We start from the raw sequence: 15,785 nt of genomic DNA, 5'->3' as shown, positions 1-15,785 counted from the left end.
ACCGGGCCGGATCAACATCGACGGCGCATGGAACGAGAATGGCACGCCCGGCTCCCCATGTCACGCCCTCCGCGGTGGGATACGGTCGGTCATCGTGAGCACGGACGAGCACCAGCAGCGGCAGCGTACCTACACGTGGGAGGACCCGGCGCCGACGTCGGCGGCCAACCGCGACATGCACGGTCTCGACTTCCTGCGCGGGCTGATCGACGGGACGATCCCGCACCATCCCACCTCCCGCACGCTCGGCTTCACCGTCACCGACGCCGGCCAGGGCTTCGCCGAGGTCGCCCTCGAGCCGGAGGAGTTCCACGCCAACGCGGTGGGCAGCATCCACGGCGGCGTACTCGCCACCCTTTTCGACACCGCGATGGGTTTCTGCGTCGCGAGCACCCTCGAGGCCGGGGTCGGCTACACGACCCTCGACCTGCAGGTGCGCTACGTCCGTCCGGTGCAGACCGGCAAGGGTGTCGTCCGCGTGCAGGGCTTCTGCGAGCACACCGGTCGTCGCACCGCGACCGCGCGCGGCGAGGCCCGCGACTCCGAGGGACGCCTGCTCGCGACGGGTTCGACCACCTGCCTGATCCTGCGCTGACAGTTCTCAGGCGCCGGGTTCGAGCACCTCACGCCCGACGAAGGGCACGAGCGCCTCGGGCACCTTCACCGAACCGTCGGCCTGCTGGTGGTTCTCGAGCAGCGCGACGAGCCATCGGGTGGTCGCGAGCGTGCCGTTGAGGGTCGCGGCAGTCTGCGGCTTGCCGTTCTCGTCGCGGTAGCGGACGTTCAGGCGACGCCCCTGGAAGGTCGTGCAGTTCGACGTCGACGTGAGCTCGCGGTACCGCTCCTGCGTGGGCACCCAGGCCTCGCAGTCGAACTTGCGGGAGGCCGACGACCCGAGATCACCGGCGGCGACGTCGATGACGCGGTACGGCACGTCGATGGCGGCGAGCATCTCCCGTTCCCAGCTCAGCAGACGCTCGTGCTCCGCGGCGGCCTCCTCGGGCCGGCAGTAGACGAACATCTCGACCTTGTCGAACTGGTGCACGCGGATGATGCCGCGGGTGTCCTTGCCGTAGCTGCCCGCTTCGCGACGGAAGCACGACGACCAGCCCGCGTACCGCTTCGGCCCTGTCGACAGGTCGAGGATCTCGCCCGAGTGGTAACCCGCGAGCGGCACCTCGGAGGTGCCCACGAGGTAGAGGTCGTCCTCCTCGAGCCGGTACACCTCGTCGGCGTGCTGACCGAGGAAGCCGGTGCCCTGCATGACTTCGGGACGCACGAGCACGGGCGGGATCATCATCGTGAACCCGTTCGCGGTGGCCTTCTGTGCGGCGAGCTGCAGCAGACCCAGCTGCAGCAGCGCACCGTAACCGGTGAGGAAGTAGAACCGGGCACCGGAGACCTTGGCGCCGCGCTCCATGTCGATCAGCCCCAGCGACTCGCCGAGCGCGAGGTGGTCCTTCGGTTCGAAGTCGAAGGTGGGCAGCTCACCGACCGTCTCGAGCGTGACGAAATCGTCCTCACCGCCGGCGGGCACACCGTCCTGCACGACGTTGGAGATCGCCAGGTGCGCGCGGTCGAAGGCCTCCTGCGCGGCGTGCTGTTCGGCCTCGAGTTCCTTGACCTTCGCGGCCAGCTCCTTGGCGCCGTCGAGCAGCGCGGGGCGTTCCTCGGGGGACGCCTTGCCGACCTTCTTGCCCAGTGCCTTCTGCTCGGCGCGTGCGTTGTCGCCGGCGAGGACCGCGGCACGACGGGAGGCGTCGGCCTCGAGCAGCACGTCGACGAGGCCCGGGTCCTCCCCCCGCATGCGCTGCGACTCGCGGACGGCATCGGGATTCTCGCGGAGGAACTTGAGGTCGATCACGGGATCGAAGCCTACCGCTGCCAGAATTCCAGGTAGTCGTCGCGCCCGAACATCTTCGCTGTGTCCTCCGCGGTGGGATGTCCGTGACGCGGGTTCGCACCGGCCGCGGCGAGCACCCGCACGACCGCCTCCGCGCCCTTGAAGACCGCACCCGCGAGAGGCGACTGGCCGCGGTCGTTGAGCCGATCGACATCGGCTCCTCGGTCGACCAGGGCCTGTACGGCCTCGGCGTGTCCGTGATAGGACGCCAGCATGAGCAGCGTGTCGCCGGCCTCGTTGGTAAGGTTCACGGGAACCCCGGCATCGACGTATGCGGTGAGTGTCCCGACGTCTCCCTGGCGGGCGGCGTCGAAGGTCTGCCTGGCGATCTCGAGAATCTGCGGATCGATCGGGTCGTCGGCCATGAGCCGAAACTACCCGCGTCCACCCGAACGGGCATGATGGAAGTGATGGCCGAAGACAACAAGCCCAAGCCCGACCGTCGCCCGCCCTCGGCGCGGTTGACCCGACGCGCCCTGGTGCTCGTCGCGGCCGGTGCCGTCCTGGCGGCGATCGCGACGTTCGTCGTCGCGGGGTTCCAGGGCACCGGCGGCGGGGACGAGAACGGCGGCGCCGGCATCAGCACCACCGGCGCGGTCGCGGGGGAAGCGTTCGGTACCGCCACCTCCGGCGACTGCCTGAACTGGAGTGCTCTCGACGCGAGCGACCTCGCGAAGGTCGACTGCACCGAAACACACCTTTTCGAGGTGGCCGCCGACATCGACCTGAGCCTGTATCCCGGCACCGAGTGGGGGCCGGGATCGCGGTTCCCGTCGGTCACACGCTTCACCGAGTTGCGCGACGAGCAGTGCGCACCGGCCGCGCTGGACTATCTCGACGGCCGGTTCGACCCGCACGGCAAGTTCAGCATCGGCCTGATCAATCCCGGTGAGGCGGGCTGGGCGGCCGGCGAACGCACCCTGCGGTGCGGTCTGCAGTTCTCGTCGACCACAGGCAACCTCCTGCCGATCAAGGGCCGGGTCGCCGACCAGGACCAGTCCCGCGCATGGGACGTCGGTGTCTGCATCGGCATCAACAACGGCGTGCCCGCCGATCCGGTGGAGTGCTCCAAGCCGCACGCTTTCGAGGTCGTCGCGGTGGTCGACCTGGGCGGGCAGTTCCCCGGTGGCCTGCCGAGCATCGAAGACCAGGACGGCTATCTCGAGGAGACGTGCACGCGCCTGGTCGGCGAATACCTCGGCGACCCGGAGGCACTGCGCAACAAGACGCTGACACTGTTCTGGGACAACCTCGACTACGACAGCTGGCTCGCCGGCAGCCGCAAGGTGAACTGCTCGATCGGCAAGCAGGTCGAAGGTGGTGGCTTCTCGTCGATCACCGGCAGTGCCAAGGGCGACATCCTCATCGACGGCCAGCCGCCCGTGCCGCCACCGCCCGTTCCCGAAGGCCGGTCGCTGCCGACGCCGTTGCCGGGCGCCGTTCCCCTTCCGGGGTCCTGACGTGCCGGTGCACATGGAGGACGAGCACTTCGAGGAGCTCGTCTCGGAAGCGCTCGACGAGATCCCACGCGAACTCGCGCGGGCGATCGACAACGTCGTAGTGCTCGTCGAGCCGCGTCACGAGGACGAACCGGATCTGCTGGGTCTGTACCAGGGAGTCGCGCTCACCGAGCGCGACAGCCACTATGCGGGATCGCTACCGGACACGATCACGATCTACCGCGACGCGATCCTCGACATCTGCGACAGTGACGACGACGTGGTGCACGAGGTGCTCGTCACCGTCGTCCACGAGATCGCGCACTATTTCGGAATCGGCGAAGAGCGCCTCCACCAGCTGGGCTGGGGCTGAGGCGCTCTCCGCTATCGGTACCGGGTGCTACTTGTTGCGCGCGGCGGTCGCCTTGTCGAGGCGCGGACCCTTGGCCTTGCGCTGACCGAAGTGCGGGCTCAGCGTCGAGACGACGAACATGATGACGGTTCCGACAGCGACGACGGCCACGGTGAGCCACACGACGATGACGCCGAAGAGTTCCAACATGCCCGGTTACCTCCACAGTCGATGTCACTTCGAGGCAGACGACACACGTCCGCCCCGGGGGTCACCCTACCGTCCGCGTTCCGCCGGGTGACGACCGACTCCGACCGCACTCCGGTGAAAGCTCGGACAGTGGTGAAGTGCCCGAGCTTCGGCGTCACCGGGAGGCGGACGTAAGGGCAGGGAGGACGTGGTGCTCGAGCAGTGGCGCGAGATCGCCGGGCAGCGGAAGGGCCGCCGGATCGAGCCAGCGCGTCTCCGCGATCTCCGCAGATGCACCGGCGACCTCCACGAGCGGATGCTCGTACACGGTTCCTTCGAGCCGGTAGCCGGGTTCGTTGGCAGCGTCCGCGGCGAAGACACCGACGAGACGCAGCGACGCGAGGTCGAGCACCGCGCCGATCTCCTCCGCGCATTCGCGAACGGCGGTCTCGGCAGGGGTCTCCCCCGGATCGGGCTTGCCGCCGGGCAGCATGAATCGCGACGTGTTCCGCTTCCGCACGGTGAGCACCTCACCGGCGGCGTTGCGGAGAACGACGGCACTGACGACGATCACCCGGTCCTGAGTCACCGGATCATCGTAGGCGCCCCGGAACAGGCTGTAGCCGCCGTCGACGAGAGTCGAACTCCCGAAGGACTCTCAGGTGGCCGGGTGGTGACCCACGATCCGCAACGCGATCACGATGTACCGCTGCGCGATCTGCGCGGGGGTGAGGGGTCCGTCGAGTTGGTACCAGCGGACGATGGACTGGAACATCCCGAGGAGTGCTCGCACGGCCTCGTCGACGTCGTCGACATCGAACACCCGTTGTTCCACACCCTCGCGCACCAGGTCGAGCATCATCAACTCGAGACGCTTGCGGGTCGCGGCGTATGTTCGGCGGTTCTCCGAGGAGATATGGCGCACTTCGGAATCCAGCCCCGAACGCTGTGCGCGGTGGGTCATGTTCAGCACGATCGCCTCGACGGCGTTGACGAAACGGGCGACCGGGTCGTCGCCGCCGTCCGCGACCGCCGCCGACACACGGTCGATGAGGTCGAGGACAGCGGCGTCGAGCAGCGTGACGAGAACGGCTTCCTTGTTCTCGTAGTGGTAGTACAACGCAGGCACCGTCACGCCGACCCGGCGGGCCAGGTCGCGCACGGTGGTGCCATGGAAACCGTTCTCGCTGAACGCTTCCAGCGCGTGTTCGAGGATGGGGTCGAGCTCCAGAGGCTGGAACTCGCGCCAATCCGCGGACCGTACGTCCGCGCGGGGCGTGCCGGATTCCTCGGCCTCGAATGCCCGGGTCATCGACCCCCTCCTCTCACGGGTGGTGCAGGATCAGCGCGGCGCCATGCGGATTGCGCCGTCGAGACGGATGACCTCACCGTTGAGCATCGGGTTCGACACGATGTGCGCGGCCAGGGAACCGTACTCGGACGGGTCGCCCAGACGCGCGGGGTGCGGCACCTGCTGCCCGAGGGAAGCCTGGGCCTCTTCCGGCAGCGAACCGAGCAGCGGGGTCTTGAACAGGCCCGGCGCGATGGTGACGACGCGGATGAGCAGCGACGCGAGGTCGCGGGCGATCGGCAGGGTCATGCCGACGACGCCACCCTTGGACGCCGAGTAGGCGGCCTGGCCGATCTGGCCGTCGAAGGCCGCGACGGAAGCGGTGTTGATGATGACGCCGCGCTCGCCGTCGATCGGCTCGGTCTTCGCGATGCGCTCGGCAGCGAGACGGATGACGTTGAACGTGCCGAACAGGTTGACGTCGACGACCTTCTTGAACGCGTCGAGCGGGAAGGCACCCTTCTTGCTCACGGTCTTGACGGCGTTGCCGATACCGGCGCAGTTCACCGCGACCCGCAGCGGGCCGAGCGATTCGGCGACGTCGAGTGCCTCGGTGACGGCGGCCTCGTCGGTGACGTCGGCGGCGACGAAGCGGACTCGGTCGCCGAGCTCCTTGGCGATGGTCTCACCGTTCGAGGACGGCAGGTCGATGATGACGACCTGGGCCCCGTCGTTCAGCAGTGCCTTGACGGTGGCGAGACCGAGGCCGGAGGCACCGCCGGTGACGACGGCGACGCTGTCGTTGATGATCATTGATTACCCTTTCGAGAGTGGTTGTGGGTCAGAGGCGTTCGATGATGGTGGCGTTGGCCATGCCCGCGCCCTCACACATGGTCTGCAGGCCGTAGCGACCGCCGGTGGCCTCGAGGTGGTTGACGAGGGTGGACAGCAGGCGGGTGCCCGACGAGCCGAGCGCGTGGCCCAGCGCGATGGCGCCGCCCCACGGGTTGAGCTTGGCCGGGTCGGCGCCCAGCTCGTGTGCCCAGGCGAGCGGCACGGGCGCGAAGGCCTCGTTGACCTCGTAGGCGTCGATGTCGTCGATGCCCAGGCCGGCGCGGGCGAGGACCTTCTGCGTCGCGGGGATCGGCGCGGTGAGCATGAAGACCGGGTCGTCGCCGGCGACGGAGAACGAATGGAAGCGGGCGCGCGGGGTCAGGCCCAGCCTGTTCGCCAGCTCCTCGCTCATGATGAGCGCGGCCGACGCACCGTCGGTGAGCGGCGAGGAGTTGCCGGGGGTGATGACCCACTGCACCTCGGGGAACCGGGCCGCGTACTCCTCGGTGTGGAACGACGGTTTCAGACCGGCGAGGCCCTCGGCGGTGGTGGAGGCACGCAGCGTCTCGTCGACGGTGTGCTGCACCTGTTCGCCCGCGGCGTTCTCGACGGTGATCGGGACGATCTCCTTGTCGAAGCGGCCGGCTTCGTAGGCCGCGGCGGCACGCTGGTGCGACTGCGCGGAGTAGGCATCGAGGGCGTCGCGGCCGAACTTCCACTTCGCGGCGATGAGTTCGGCCGAGATGCCCTGGTTGACCAGTCCCTCGGGATAACGGGCGCGCACGCTCGGGCCGTGGGTGTCCTGACCGAGCGTGGCAGTGCCCATCGGGATGCGGCTCATGGACTCGACACCGCACGCGATGACCATGTCGTAGGCCCCGGCGATGACGCCCTGTGCGGCGAAGTGCGCGGCCTGCTGGCTCGACCCGCACTGGCGGTCGATGGTGGTCGCGGGCACCGACTCGGGGAAGCCGGCGGCGAGGAGCGCGGTGCGCGAGATGTTGAGGGACTGTTCGCCGGCCTGGGCGACGCAGCCGCCGATCACGTCGTCGACCTGCGCGGGATCGATGCCGTTGCGTTCGACGAGCGATCGCAGGACGTGGGCGAGGAGTTCGACGGGATGGGTGCCGGACAGGGCGCCGCCCGGCTTGCCCTTGCCGACGGCGGTACGGACGACGTCGACGATGACAGCGTTGGTCATGACGCTCCTTTCGAAAGTGCAACGTGCGGGCCGGAGACGTTCCCAGCGGCGTACTTATCGATCGCTAAAAGCTCTACCACGGACTTAGCGCTCGGTCAATGATCTCTGAGAGCTAGCGCACGCTAAGCACTTCTGATAGTGATGGATCACGACTCGAGTCGAGGAGACGCCCGTGCGCGCAGCGCAATTGATCGAACACGCCGGCCCCGACGCCGTCCGCGTGACCGACATCCCCGAACCCGAGGCGGGCGATTCGCTCGTCCTCGTCGACCTGCACGCCGCCGGTGTGTCCTTCCCCGATCTGCTGCAGACGACCGGCGGCTACCAGATGGTCCGGCCGCTGCCGTGCGTGCTCGGTGCCGAAGGCGCAGGCATCGTCCGCAGCGCCCCGGAAGGCAGCGGCCTCGTCGCCGGGCAGCGCGTCGCCGTACTGTCCCTCACCGGATCGTGGCAGCAGACCGTCGCACTGCCGCGCGGACTGGTGTTCCCCCTGCCCGACAGCGTCTCGCTCACCGCCGCTGCCGGGATGCTCATGAACTACTTCACTGCGCACTTCGCGCTCGACGAGCGCGCCCGGTACCGGGCCGGCGAGACCGTCCTCGTCCACGGTGCGGCCGGTGGTCTCGGGGTGGCGTCGCTGCAGGTCGCGGCGGCCCTCGGACTCGAGACGATCGCGGTGGTGAGCACCGAGGAGAAGGCCGCGGTGGCGAAGGCCAACCGCGCGACCCACACCGTCCTCGCCGAGGATTTCAAGGACCGCGTCCTCGAACTGACCGGTGGGCGCGGCGCGGACATCGTGCTCGATCCCGTCGGCGGCGACCGGTTCACCGACAGCCTGCGCAGCCTCGCGCCGGGTGGGCGTGCCGTCGTCCTCGGTTTCACCGGCGGCAGCATCCCCACCGTGAAGGTCAATCGCCTTCTGCTCGCGAATATTTCGGTCGTCGGTGCCGGGTGGGGTGAGTACCTCCGCACCGTCCCCGACCATTCGGCGCGGCAGTGGGCCGCGCTCGAACCGTTGCTGCGCGACGGGACGCTCGTCGTCCCCGAACCCACGCTCCACCCACTCGCCGAGGCACCCGCCGCACTGCGCTCGCTCGAGAACCGTTCCGCGACCGGCAAGGTCGCGCTCGACCTGACGTCCCGACCCTAGGAGCACAGCCATGACCGACGACCTGCCCGGTGTCGACACCACCGTCGACGACGGCGTCCTGCGCGTCACCCTCAACCGTCCCTCGCGGATGAACGCGGTGAAGACCGAGACGCTCGACGCGATTGCCGACGCCTTCGAGAAGTACGCCGACGACACCTCCGTCCGGGTCGCGGTACTCGCCGGCGTCGGTCGCGCGTTCTGCTCGGGCGCCGACCTCTCCGGTCGTGATCTGAGCGCGCCGCCCTCCGCCGACACGATCGATGCCGCCAACCGGGTCACCGCCGCGATCCGCGCGTTCCCGCGTCCCGTCGTCGGTGCCGTCAACGGGGTAGCAGCCGGCGTCGGTGTATCCCTTGCTCTCGCATGCGATCTCACCGTGTCGAAGGAGTCGGGCTACTTCCTGCTCGCGTTCACGAAGATCGGGTTGATGCCCGACGGCGGTGCGTCCGCGCTCGTCGCCGCGTCGATCGGTCGCGCGCGGGCACTGAAGATGGCCCTGCTGGCCGAGCGACTCCCGGCCCGGGAGGCCCTGGCTTCCGGGCTCATCGCGGACGTCTACGCGGACGACGAATTCGACGGTGCCGTGGAGGCTCTCGTGCAGCGACTCGCCGACGGCCCGTCGGCCGCCTTCGCATCGACGAAGAACGCGATCAACGACGCGACGCTCACCGAACTCGACAACGCGTTCGAGCGGGAGCGCGAAGGTCAGCTCGTCCTGCTCGGCAGTGCGGACTTCGCCGAAGGGGTGACGGCCTTCCAGGAGAAGCGCGTCGCGAACTTCCGTCGCTGAGCCGTCGACGATTTCGGTGGATCCGGCCTCGCCGATCGGGGTCGGATACACCGAAATCGTTTCAGGCGTCGGGGATCACGCGTTCGACGGCCGCCCGCACCAACTCGGCGACACGGTCCTCGTCGACGATCCCGGGAAGAGTGAGCCGGTCGAGCACGAGCCAGTTCAACGCGAGATAGAGCAGCACGACGGCGTCCTCACCGCCGGGCAGGCCGGAGTGCCGGTAGTTGGCGATGTTGAAATCCAGGTCGGCGCGCACCCGCTCGGTGAGCAGGGTCTGCAGTTCGGGACGCCGGGTCGCTTCGAGGCGTAGTTCGAGGAGCGCGAGATAGCCGGCGCGGAACCGGATGAGCCGGTCGACCACCTCCGTCATCAGCTCGATCATGGATTCGCGGGTCTGCGGCGACTGCGACTGCGCCATGACCTCGTCGGCGGGCAGGAGCCGCTCGTAGTAGCGATGCCCCACCTGGACGAGCAGCTCGTCACGGTTGGCGAAGTAGTTCGAGGCGGTCCCGACCGGTACCCCCGCCTCCTTGTCGACGGCCCGAAAGGTCAGACCGCGAGCACCGTCGCGTGCGAGCACCTCGATCGAGGCATCCAGCAAGACCTTTCGTCGTTCCGGATTCGTCCTGACCACTTGACACCACTCCATCTGTAGTACTACCTTCGAACCACTTCAGTCATAGTACTACGAATGGTGGTCGAAGATGCGAAAGCTCGTCTACTACGTGGCAGTGACCCTCGACGGGTACATCGCAGGCCCGAACGGGGAGTACGACTTCTACCCGATCTGCGACGACATGGCGGCGGCGATGAGCGCGAGATATCCGGAAGCCGTTCCCACCGCCCTCCGCGAACAGGTCGGCATGCCGGTCGACGCGCCGAACAATGAATGGGACACGGTGATCATGGGGCGCGGCGCCTACGAACCCGGTCTCTCGCTGGGACTCACGAGCCCGTACAGCCACATGCAGCAGTACGTCGTGTCCCGAACTCTCGCGCCGGTAGACGATCCGCAGGTTCGGATCGTCGACACCGACCCGGTCGAGCTGGTCCGAAAGCTGAAGGCAGAAGAGGGACTGGACATCTGGCTCTGCGGCGGCGGCAACATCGCAGGGCAGCTCGTCGACGAGATCGACCGGCTGATCTTCAAGAGCTATCCGGTGATCGCGGGCGACGGCATCCCGGCGCTGTCGGGCAACTTCGTCCCCACGCGATTCGACGTCACCGACCGCGAGGAGTTCTCCAACGGCACACAGGTCACCTGGTTCGACCGCCGCTGAATCCGGATCGTCTCAGGCGCCGACGGTCTTGAGCGCGATACCGACGTACTTCTGTGCGACGGCCTCGGGACCGAGCGTGCCCTCCGCGTGGTACCAGCGCGGGATCGACTGGCACATGCCGAGCAGGGCGCGCGTCGTCTCGGCGGGATCGTCCACGTCGAACACATCCGCGGCGACGCCCTCCTCGACGATCTGGCGCACCAACTGCTCGACACCCTTGCGCACCGCGCGGTAGCGCTGGCGGTTCTCGGGACTCAGATAGCGGGCCTCGCCCTCGAGCGCGGCGAGCCGAGCCCGCATCGTCATGCGCAGCACGATCGCCTCGATGACGTTGGACAGCCTGCGCACCGGGTCGCCCTCGGCGTCCTCGGCCGCGGCGTGCGCCCGGGAGAGCACATCGCTCGTGGACAGCTCCAGAAGGGCGATGAGCAGCCCTTCCTTGTTCTCGTGATGGTAGTAGAGAGCCGGAACGGTGACACCGACGCGACGCGCGATCTCCCGCACCGACGTGCCGTGGAAGCCGGTCTCGTAGAACGCATCGAGGGCGGCGGTGAGGATGGGGCTGAGCTGCATCGGTTCGAGGATGCGCCAGTCCGGGATCGCCTCACCGTTGGTGAGGGTGTCGGCCCCGTCGCTCGAAGCACCCATGAACTGCCCCTACCTACCGATCGCTACTTCACACGGACGCCCCGAGGATACCCGTATGTTTTGCGCCCGAACGATCGGAGAGTGGGCGGTATCACCCCATCGGATCGTCGACACCGCCGCGCGCGGTGTCGTGGAAGGGCGCGAGGAAGGATCCCCAGCGCACGCATTCCCACCCGCCGGACACAGGCGCCAGCTCGACCGTCTCGGTGTTGGCCAGGTGATTCGTGATGGCGAAACCCGCCGGCACCTTCCCCAGATAGGCCGCCACGAGCCGGATGGCGGCACCGTGGCTGACGACCACGACGTCGCCCGAGCCGGCGTCGAGATAATCGCTGCGCAGCGAGTCGAGGACGGGCAGATACCGGTCGAGCACGTCGAGCGCCGATTCGCCACCCGGGACCCGTGCCCGCAGGTCGCCGTTGTGCCACTCCTCGTAGACCTTCATGAACAGCTTGTGCGACTCCTCGTCGCTGCGGTCCTCGAGCTCGCCGACCTGCACCTCGTGCACGCCCTCGCGGACGCTCGTCTCCAGCGACACCGCCGCTCCCGCGTGGTCGGCCGTCTGCCGGGCCCGCAGTGCCTGCGACGCGACGAGCAGCGACGGCGTCCGCTCGACGAGGTTCTTCCCGAGCGTGCGGGCCTGTTCGACGCCGAGCTCGGTGAGCTCCGCTCCGGGAAGCTTGGTATCGAGCCTCCGGGCGACGTTCGCCACCGTCTGGCCGTGCCGGGCCAGGATCAATCTGCCGCTCACCGTCAGTCCTCTCCGCGCCGCAGCCGGTCGAGCCACCGCGCATCCTCGTCGTCCGACACGGGCGGGACACCGTGTTCGGATACCGCGGGCCACGATCCGAGGAACCGCACCTGCGCGAAGCGGTGCAGTCCCTGCAACGCCTCGGCGACCAGGGCGTCGTCGATGTGGCCCACACAGTCCAAGTGGAAGAAGTAGGTGCCGTATTCCCTGCGGGTCGGCCGGGATTCGATACGGGACAGATCGATTCCGCGCGTGGCGAACTCGGTGATCGCGCGCACCAGCGAACCCGGCTCGTTGGGCAGCTGCAGCACGACCGAGGTGCGGTCGACACCGGTGCGTTTCGGCACCGGCCGCGGCCGGGTGACGAGCACGAAGCGGGTGCGGGCGCCCTCGAAGTCGGCGACCTTGTCGGCGAGAACCGACAGGCCGAGCCGCTGCCCGGCGAGTGCGGTGGACACGGCCGCGTCGACCTTGCCGGACGCGACGTCCTCGGCCGCTCCCGCATTCGAGGCGGCGGTCACGACCTCGGCGGCGGGCAGATGGTCCTCGATCCAGCGACGCACCTGCGCCGCGGCCACCGGATAGGCGCCGATCGTGCGGACCCGATCGCGCGTGATCCCGTCGCGGGTGACCACCGTGAACGCGATGTCGAGTTCGGCCTCGGCAACGATCTGCAGGCGCGGCCCGAGCGCCAGGGCGTCCATGGTGGGCGGCACCGAGCCCTCCACCGAGCTCTCGATGGGAACGACGGCACCGTCGACCTGCCGGTCGCGCAGGAGTTGCAGAGCGGCCGGTGGGCTGGCCGCGGCGACGCGTTCGACGTCCGCGGACTCGTCGCCGAGCACGTCGAGTGCACCGAGGCTCTCGAAACGGTCGAGGGCCATCTCGGTGAACGTTCCCGACGGTCCGAAATAAGCGATACGTGGCACGAGTACGAGGTTACGCACCGTCCGTGACCGGGAGGTGGAGTCCGCGTGAACCCGGATCAGCCCACGCCGAGATCGAGCGCTTCGAGATCCCGGACGACGCCGTCGGTCTCGTCGACCTCCACGACCAGGAGGATCTCCCGCACCGCGGCGGCCGCCTCGGGGACGAGCCGCCGGAGCCGGGCCACGTCGGGAGTCGCGAGGGCGGCCCGGACATCGAAACCGCTCAGCGCCGCGACGGTGGCGGCGAGCAGGGCGACCACGTCGTCGGTGCCGGTCGCGCGGGCGGCGTAGCCCGTGTCGGTGTGGGCGAGGACGGCGAGGAAATCAGCGACGGCCTCGGCCCCGCGACCTGCGGTCAGGCCCGGGATGTGGCCGGCCTCGGTGAGCGCGCGGGCAGCGTCGGCGAGCGCGGCGTCGGACACGTGCGGGTACACCACCAGGGGTGCGGGCGCGGTGATCGCGAGAACGTCCTCGAGATCCTCGGCCGAACACTCGACCTGATAGCGGATCGGGCGCCACCCGGCGGGCGAGGGAAGTTCGGTCGAGGCATCGAGTTCGACGACGAGCTCGCGGGTCGGCGATCCGGTGACGGCGGCGGCCGGGACGATCGGCGGGGCGAGCATGCGGCCGGTCGCGGCGAGAGCGCCGGTGAGGGTGTCGTGCCGGCGGGTGAGCAACGCGTCGAGCAATCCCCGCGATTCGTCGCGGGACGGCGGCATTCCGAGGGGAAGAGGGATCGGCACCGGTCCAGGCTACCGACGGAGCACTTGCGACCGCGGTCACAATGACTTAGGTTTGCCTCACCTACATGAAGAAGGAGGGTCGGCATGCAGACCACCACATCCGTCGTTCCCGCGCCCACCACGGCCGAACGCGTACGCACCGCCCTCATCCGGGCCGACACGACCCAGCTCGCGATCGACGGATGCGACCCGCTGCCCACCTTCGTCCACCATCTCCTCGACGACGGGCAGGTCGCCGTCGCCGTCGCCGAGGACAGCCTCCCCGTCGCACTCGCCTGGCAGGCCGGGAACGCCGGAATCCCCGCGATGCTCGAACTCACCGACCACTCGCCGATCGCACTGCGCAACCCGGTGCGGTCGCTCATCTGGCTCAGCGGCACCCTGCGTCCGGTCGAACATCCCCGCCGGCTCGCCGCCGAGATCGCCGAGATCCTCCCGCATCCCGAACTCCTCGACGTCGGACACTGCTCCGAACTGCTGTGCCTGAGCCTCGACTCCATCGTCGCCGCCGACACCACCGGCGCCGAAGCCGTCGACGTCACCGACGTCCTCGACGCTGCTCCCGACCCCTTCGCAGCGCTCGAGACCGGCTGGCTCCAACATCTCGAACAGGACCACGCCGACATCGTGCGGCAGATCGCGCGACGGATTCCGCCCGCGCATCGCGGCGGACGGATCCGCCCACTCGGCCTCGATCGTTACGGCCTGCGCCTGCGTGTCGAGTCCGAAGGCGACGACCACGACGTGCGCATCCCTTTCCACGAGCCGGTCGACGACCCCGCGGCCCTGAGCCGCGCACTGCGCCTGCTGGTCGGCTGCCCCTTCCGCAACGGACTGCCGCCGCGGGCCTGAGTATTCCGCCACGATGCAGACCCGAAGACCCGGCCGGTCGGCGGCTGATTCGGAGAGGTCGTACCGATCATCAGCAGGATGGCGCGCACGACCCACTCGCCCACCGCGCACCGTCCGGCACAATCGCTCCGGTGACGACCCTCCGCGACTGGCTGCGGCCCGCCGCCCGCAACCCCGAGCCGCCCCTCGACCCTGCCGAGCGCCGCGCGCTGTGGATCGAGATCACCATCGTCCTGCTCGTCACCTTCGGCCTGAGCGGAATCTCGTCGATCCTGTCGCTGGCCGAGGCGGCGCTGGCACCGGAACCACTGTCGGATCAGACGGTGGCCCTGAACACGCCACGCTCGTCGCAGGGATTCATCGATCTCGCCCGGCAGCTTCTCGGCATCGTGCGGTTGCTCGCCTGGGGCGCTCTCGGTCTGTACCTGTTGTGGCGCAGCGGCGTCGGTCCGAGACTCGCAGGTCTCGCCCGGCCCGGCCTGCGGCCCGATCTGCTGCCCGGCGTGGGCCTGGCCGCGCTGATCGGACTCCCCGGCCTCGTGTTGTACCTGGTGGCGCGCGCGGCCGGCCTGAACCTGACGGTCGCGCCGAGCCTGCTCGAGGACTACTGGTGGCGGCTGCCCACCGAGGTGCTGTGGGCGATCGCCAATTCCGGTGCGGAGGAGATCCTGGTCGTCGCCTATCTCCTCACCCGTCTGCGGCAGCTCGGCTGGTCGGAGAACTCGTCGCTGCTCGCCTCCGCGCTGCTCCGCGGCAGTTATCACCTCTACCAGGGCATCGGCGGCGGGTTCGGCAACGTGGTCATGGGCCTGGTGTTCGGGCGGTACTGGCAGCGAACCGGGCGGTTGTGGCCGCTCGTGATCGCCCACGCTCTCATCGACACCGTCGCCTTCGTCGGCTACCAAGCACTGAGGGGCCACGTCTCCTGGCTGCCCTGACCGTAGAGTTGTCCGGGTGAACGGCGACCCTCGCGACCCCCGGAACCGGCCGCGACCTCCGCAGGGCCCTCCTCCCGGCCGGTCCGTACCTCGCGGTGGCGTGCCGCCCCATCGTTCCGGTGGCGTGCCACCTCATCGTTCCGGTGGCGTGCCGCCCCATCGTTCCGGTGGTGTGCCGCCGCGTCGCCCCGACGCCGTGCCCCCGTCTCCCGAAGGCACCCAGGTTCTCCGGCGCGACGGCCGGCCACAGTCACCGCAGGCGTGGTCGCAGGCGCCGGCACCGAACTACCGGCCCGCTCGGACTCCCCGGCAGGACCGGCAGCAACCGCCGCCACAGCAGCAACGCCGCGAGTGGGCTCCGACGCAACGACCCGAACGGTTCGCCGAATCTGCCCCGCGCCGGCGACCGTCACGTGGGAACACACCCCCGCCCGCTCCCCCTCGACGTCCCGCGGCCCCGCCGTCGCGACCTGCACCGAGACGTCCGCTCGG

General features: G+C 69.1%; 20 protein-coding genes and 1 pseudogene. 9 read left to right on the top strand and 12 right to left on the bottom strand.

What is annotated here, in order from left to right; all coding sequences use genetic code 11:
- Window positions 1-94 precede the first annotated feature (94 nt).
- Window positions 95-595 carry a PaaI family thioesterase gene (locus A8G18_RS14980; protein WP_016933306.1) on the top strand — a complete coding sequence of 167 codons (501 nt, stop codon included), beginning with the start codon at window positions 95-97 and terminating at the stop codon, window positions 593-595.
- A gap of 6 nt (window positions 596-601) precedes the next feature.
- On the opposite strand, the gene serS is transcribed toward A8G18_RS14980, so the two are convergent.
- Together serS and A8G18_RS14970 are read right to left on the bottom strand one after the other, a co-directional pair.
- Window positions 602-1,864 (bottom strand): serine--tRNA ligase, encoded by a 1,263-nt coding sequence (gene serS / locus A8G18_RS14975; protein ID WP_016933305.1) that lies wholly within the window; start codon window positions 1,862-1,864, stop codon window positions 602-604.
- 11 nt (window positions 1,865-1,875) lie between these two features.
- Window positions 1,876-2,268: an ankyrin repeat domain-containing protein gene (locus A8G18_RS14970; RefSeq protein WP_064064493.1), complete on the bottom strand. Its 393-nt coding sequence runs from the start codon at window positions 2,266-2,268 to the stop codon at window positions 1,876-1,878.
- Between the two features lie 36 nt (window positions 2,269-2,304).
- Between A8G18_RS14970 and A8G18_RS14965 the strand changes: the two genes are divergently transcribed.
- Window positions 2,305-3,363, top strand: a complete 1,059-nt coding sequence (locus A8G18_RS14965; RefSeq protein WP_016933303.1) for a septum formation family protein — start codon at window positions 2,305-2,307, stop codon at window positions 3,361-3,363.
- Between the two features lie 13 nt (window positions 3,364-3,376).
- Complete coding sequence (locus tag A8G18_RS14960; RefSeq protein WP_016933302.1) at window positions 3,377-3,715, top strand: metallopeptidase family protein; 339 nt, start codon at window positions 3,377-3,379, stop codon at window positions 3,713-3,715.
- A gap of 27 nt (window positions 3,716-3,742) precedes the next feature.
- Here A8G18_RS14960 and A8G18_RS23075 read toward each other — a convergent pair whose 3' ends face one another.
- From A8G18_RS23075 to A8G18_RS14940, 5 genes are all read right to left on the bottom strand, one after another.
- Window positions 3,743-3,904 carry a hypothetical protein gene (locus tag A8G18_RS23075; protein ID WP_016933301.1) on the bottom strand — a complete coding sequence of 54 codons (162 nt, stop codon included), beginning with the start codon at window positions 3,902-3,904 and terminating at the stop codon, window positions 3,743-3,745.
- A 154-nt stretch (window positions 3,905-4,058) separates the two neighbouring features.
- Window positions 4,059-4,472 carry an NUDIX hydrolase gene (locus A8G18_RS14955; RefSeq protein WP_064064492.1) on the bottom strand — a complete coding sequence of 138 codons (414 nt, stop codon included), beginning with the start codon at window positions 4,470-4,472 and terminating at the stop codon, window positions 4,059-4,061.
- Window positions 4,473-4,541: 69 nt separating this feature from the next.
- The gene (locus A8G18_RS14950) at window positions 4,542-5,195 is read right to left on the bottom strand and encodes a TetR/AcrR family transcriptional regulator (RefSeq protein ID WP_064064491.1); all 654 of its coding nucleotides are present in this window, start codon (window positions 5,193-5,195) and stop codon (window positions 4,542-4,544) included.
- 30 nt (window positions 5,196-5,225) lie between these two features.
- Entirely contained in the window at window positions 5,226-5,987 is a 762-nt protein-coding gene (locus A8G18_RS14945) for a 3-hydroxyacyl-CoA dehydrogenase (RefSeq protein ID WP_016932116.1), read from the bottom strand.
- Between the two features lie 28 nt (window positions 5,988-6,015).
- On the bottom strand, window positions 6,016-7,209 hold the full coding sequence (locus A8G18_RS14940) for a thiolase family protein (RefSeq protein ID WP_064064490.1): 1,194 nt from the start codon (window positions 7,207-7,209) through the stop codon (window positions 6,016-6,018).
- 172 nt (window positions 7,210-7,381) lie between these two features.
- Here A8G18_RS14940 and A8G18_RS14935 point away from each other — a divergent pair, with 172 nt between their 5' ends.
- Window positions 7,382-8,359, top strand: coding sequence for an NADPH:quinone oxidoreductase family protein (locus A8G18_RS14935; RefSeq protein WP_064064489.1), 978 nt, complete (start codon window positions 7,382-7,384; stop codon window positions 8,357-8,359).
- Window positions 8,360-8,369: 10 nt separating this feature from the next.
- A complete protein-coding gene (locus A8G18_RS14930; protein ID WP_064064488.1) occupies window positions 8,370-9,149 on the top strand; it encodes an enoyl-CoA hydratase in 780 nt (259 codons plus the stop codon).
- A gap of 61 nt (window positions 9,150-9,210) precedes the next feature.
- Here the strand turns inward: A8G18_RS14930 and A8G18_RS14925 are convergent, their stop codons facing one another.
- The gene (locus A8G18_RS14925; protein ID WP_016932120.1) at window positions 9,211-9,786 is read right to left on the bottom strand and encodes a TetR/AcrR family transcriptional regulator; all 576 of its coding nucleotides are present in this window, start codon (window positions 9,784-9,786) and stop codon (window positions 9,211-9,213) included.
- Between the two features lie 70 nt (window positions 9,787-9,856).
- Here A8G18_RS14925 and A8G18_RS14920 point away from each other — a divergent pair, with 70 nt between their 5' ends.
- The gene (locus A8G18_RS14920) at window positions 9,857-10,432 is read left to right on the top strand and encodes a dihydrofolate reductase family protein (protein WP_064064487.1); all 576 of its coding nucleotides are present in this window, start codon (window positions 9,857-9,859) and stop codon (window positions 10,430-10,432) included.
- 12 nt (window positions 10,433-10,444) lie between these two features.
- On the opposite strand, the gene A8G18_RS14915 is transcribed toward A8G18_RS14920, so the two are convergent.
- The 4 genes from A8G18_RS14915 to A8G18_RS14900 form a co-directional block, all read right to left on the bottom strand.
- A complete protein-coding gene (locus A8G18_RS14915; protein ID WP_016932122.1) occupies window positions 10,445-11,080 on the bottom strand; it encodes a TetR/AcrR family transcriptional regulator in 636 nt (211 codons plus the stop codon).
- 91 nt (window positions 11,081-11,171) lie between these two features.
- Complete coding sequence (locus tag A8G18_RS14910) at window positions 11,172-11,831, bottom strand: histidine phosphatase family protein (RefSeq protein ID WP_172506071.1); 660 nt, start codon at window positions 11,829-11,831, stop codon at window positions 11,172-11,174.
- A 2-nt stretch (window positions 11,832-11,833) separates the two neighbouring features.
- The gene (gene pheA, locus A8G18_RS14905) at window positions 11,834-12,760 is read right to left on the bottom strand and encodes a prephenate dehydratase (RefSeq protein ID WP_016932124.1); all 927 of its coding nucleotides are present in this window, start codon (window positions 12,758-12,760) and stop codon (window positions 11,834-11,836) included.
- A gap of 56 nt (window positions 12,761-12,816) precedes the next feature.
- Window positions 12,817-13,479 (bottom strand): hypothetical protein, encoded by a 663-nt coding sequence (locus A8G18_RS14900; RefSeq protein ID WP_016932125.1) that lies wholly within the window; start codon window positions 13,477-13,479, stop codon window positions 12,817-12,819.
- Between the two features lie 108 nt (window positions 13,480-13,587).
- Here A8G18_RS14900 and A8G18_RS14895 point away from each other — a divergent pair, with 108 nt between their 5' ends.
- The 3 genes and pseudogenes from A8G18_RS14895 to A8G18_RS23220 form a co-directional block, all read left to right on the top strand.
- Complete coding sequence (locus A8G18_RS14895) at window positions 13,588-14,355, top strand: DUF2470 domain-containing protein (protein ID WP_064064486.1); 768 nt, start codon at window positions 13,588-13,590, stop codon at window positions 14,353-14,355.
- A 131-nt stretch (window positions 14,356-14,486) separates the two neighbouring features.
- On the top strand, window positions 14,487-15,293 hold the full coding sequence (locus A8G18_RS14890; protein ID WP_064064485.1) for a CPBP family intramembrane glutamic endopeptidase: 807 nt from the start codon (window positions 14,487-14,489) through the stop codon (window positions 15,291-15,293).
- 261 nt (window positions 15,294-15,554) lie between these two features.
- Window positions 15,555-15,785 (top strand): annotated as a pseudogene (locus A8G18_RS23220) (hypothetical protein); the annotation flags it as partial.

Origin of the sequence: Rhodococcus gordoniae (genome assembly GCF_001646655.1) — a bacterium.
GTDB classification, from domain to species: domain Bacteria; phylum Actinomycetota; class Actinomycetes; order Mycobacteriales; family Mycobacteriaceae; genus Rhodococcus; species Rhodococcus gordoniae.
The sequence above is the reverse complement of the archived record's forward strand: the minus strand, read 5'-3'. Positions and strand labels throughout refer to the sequence as shown.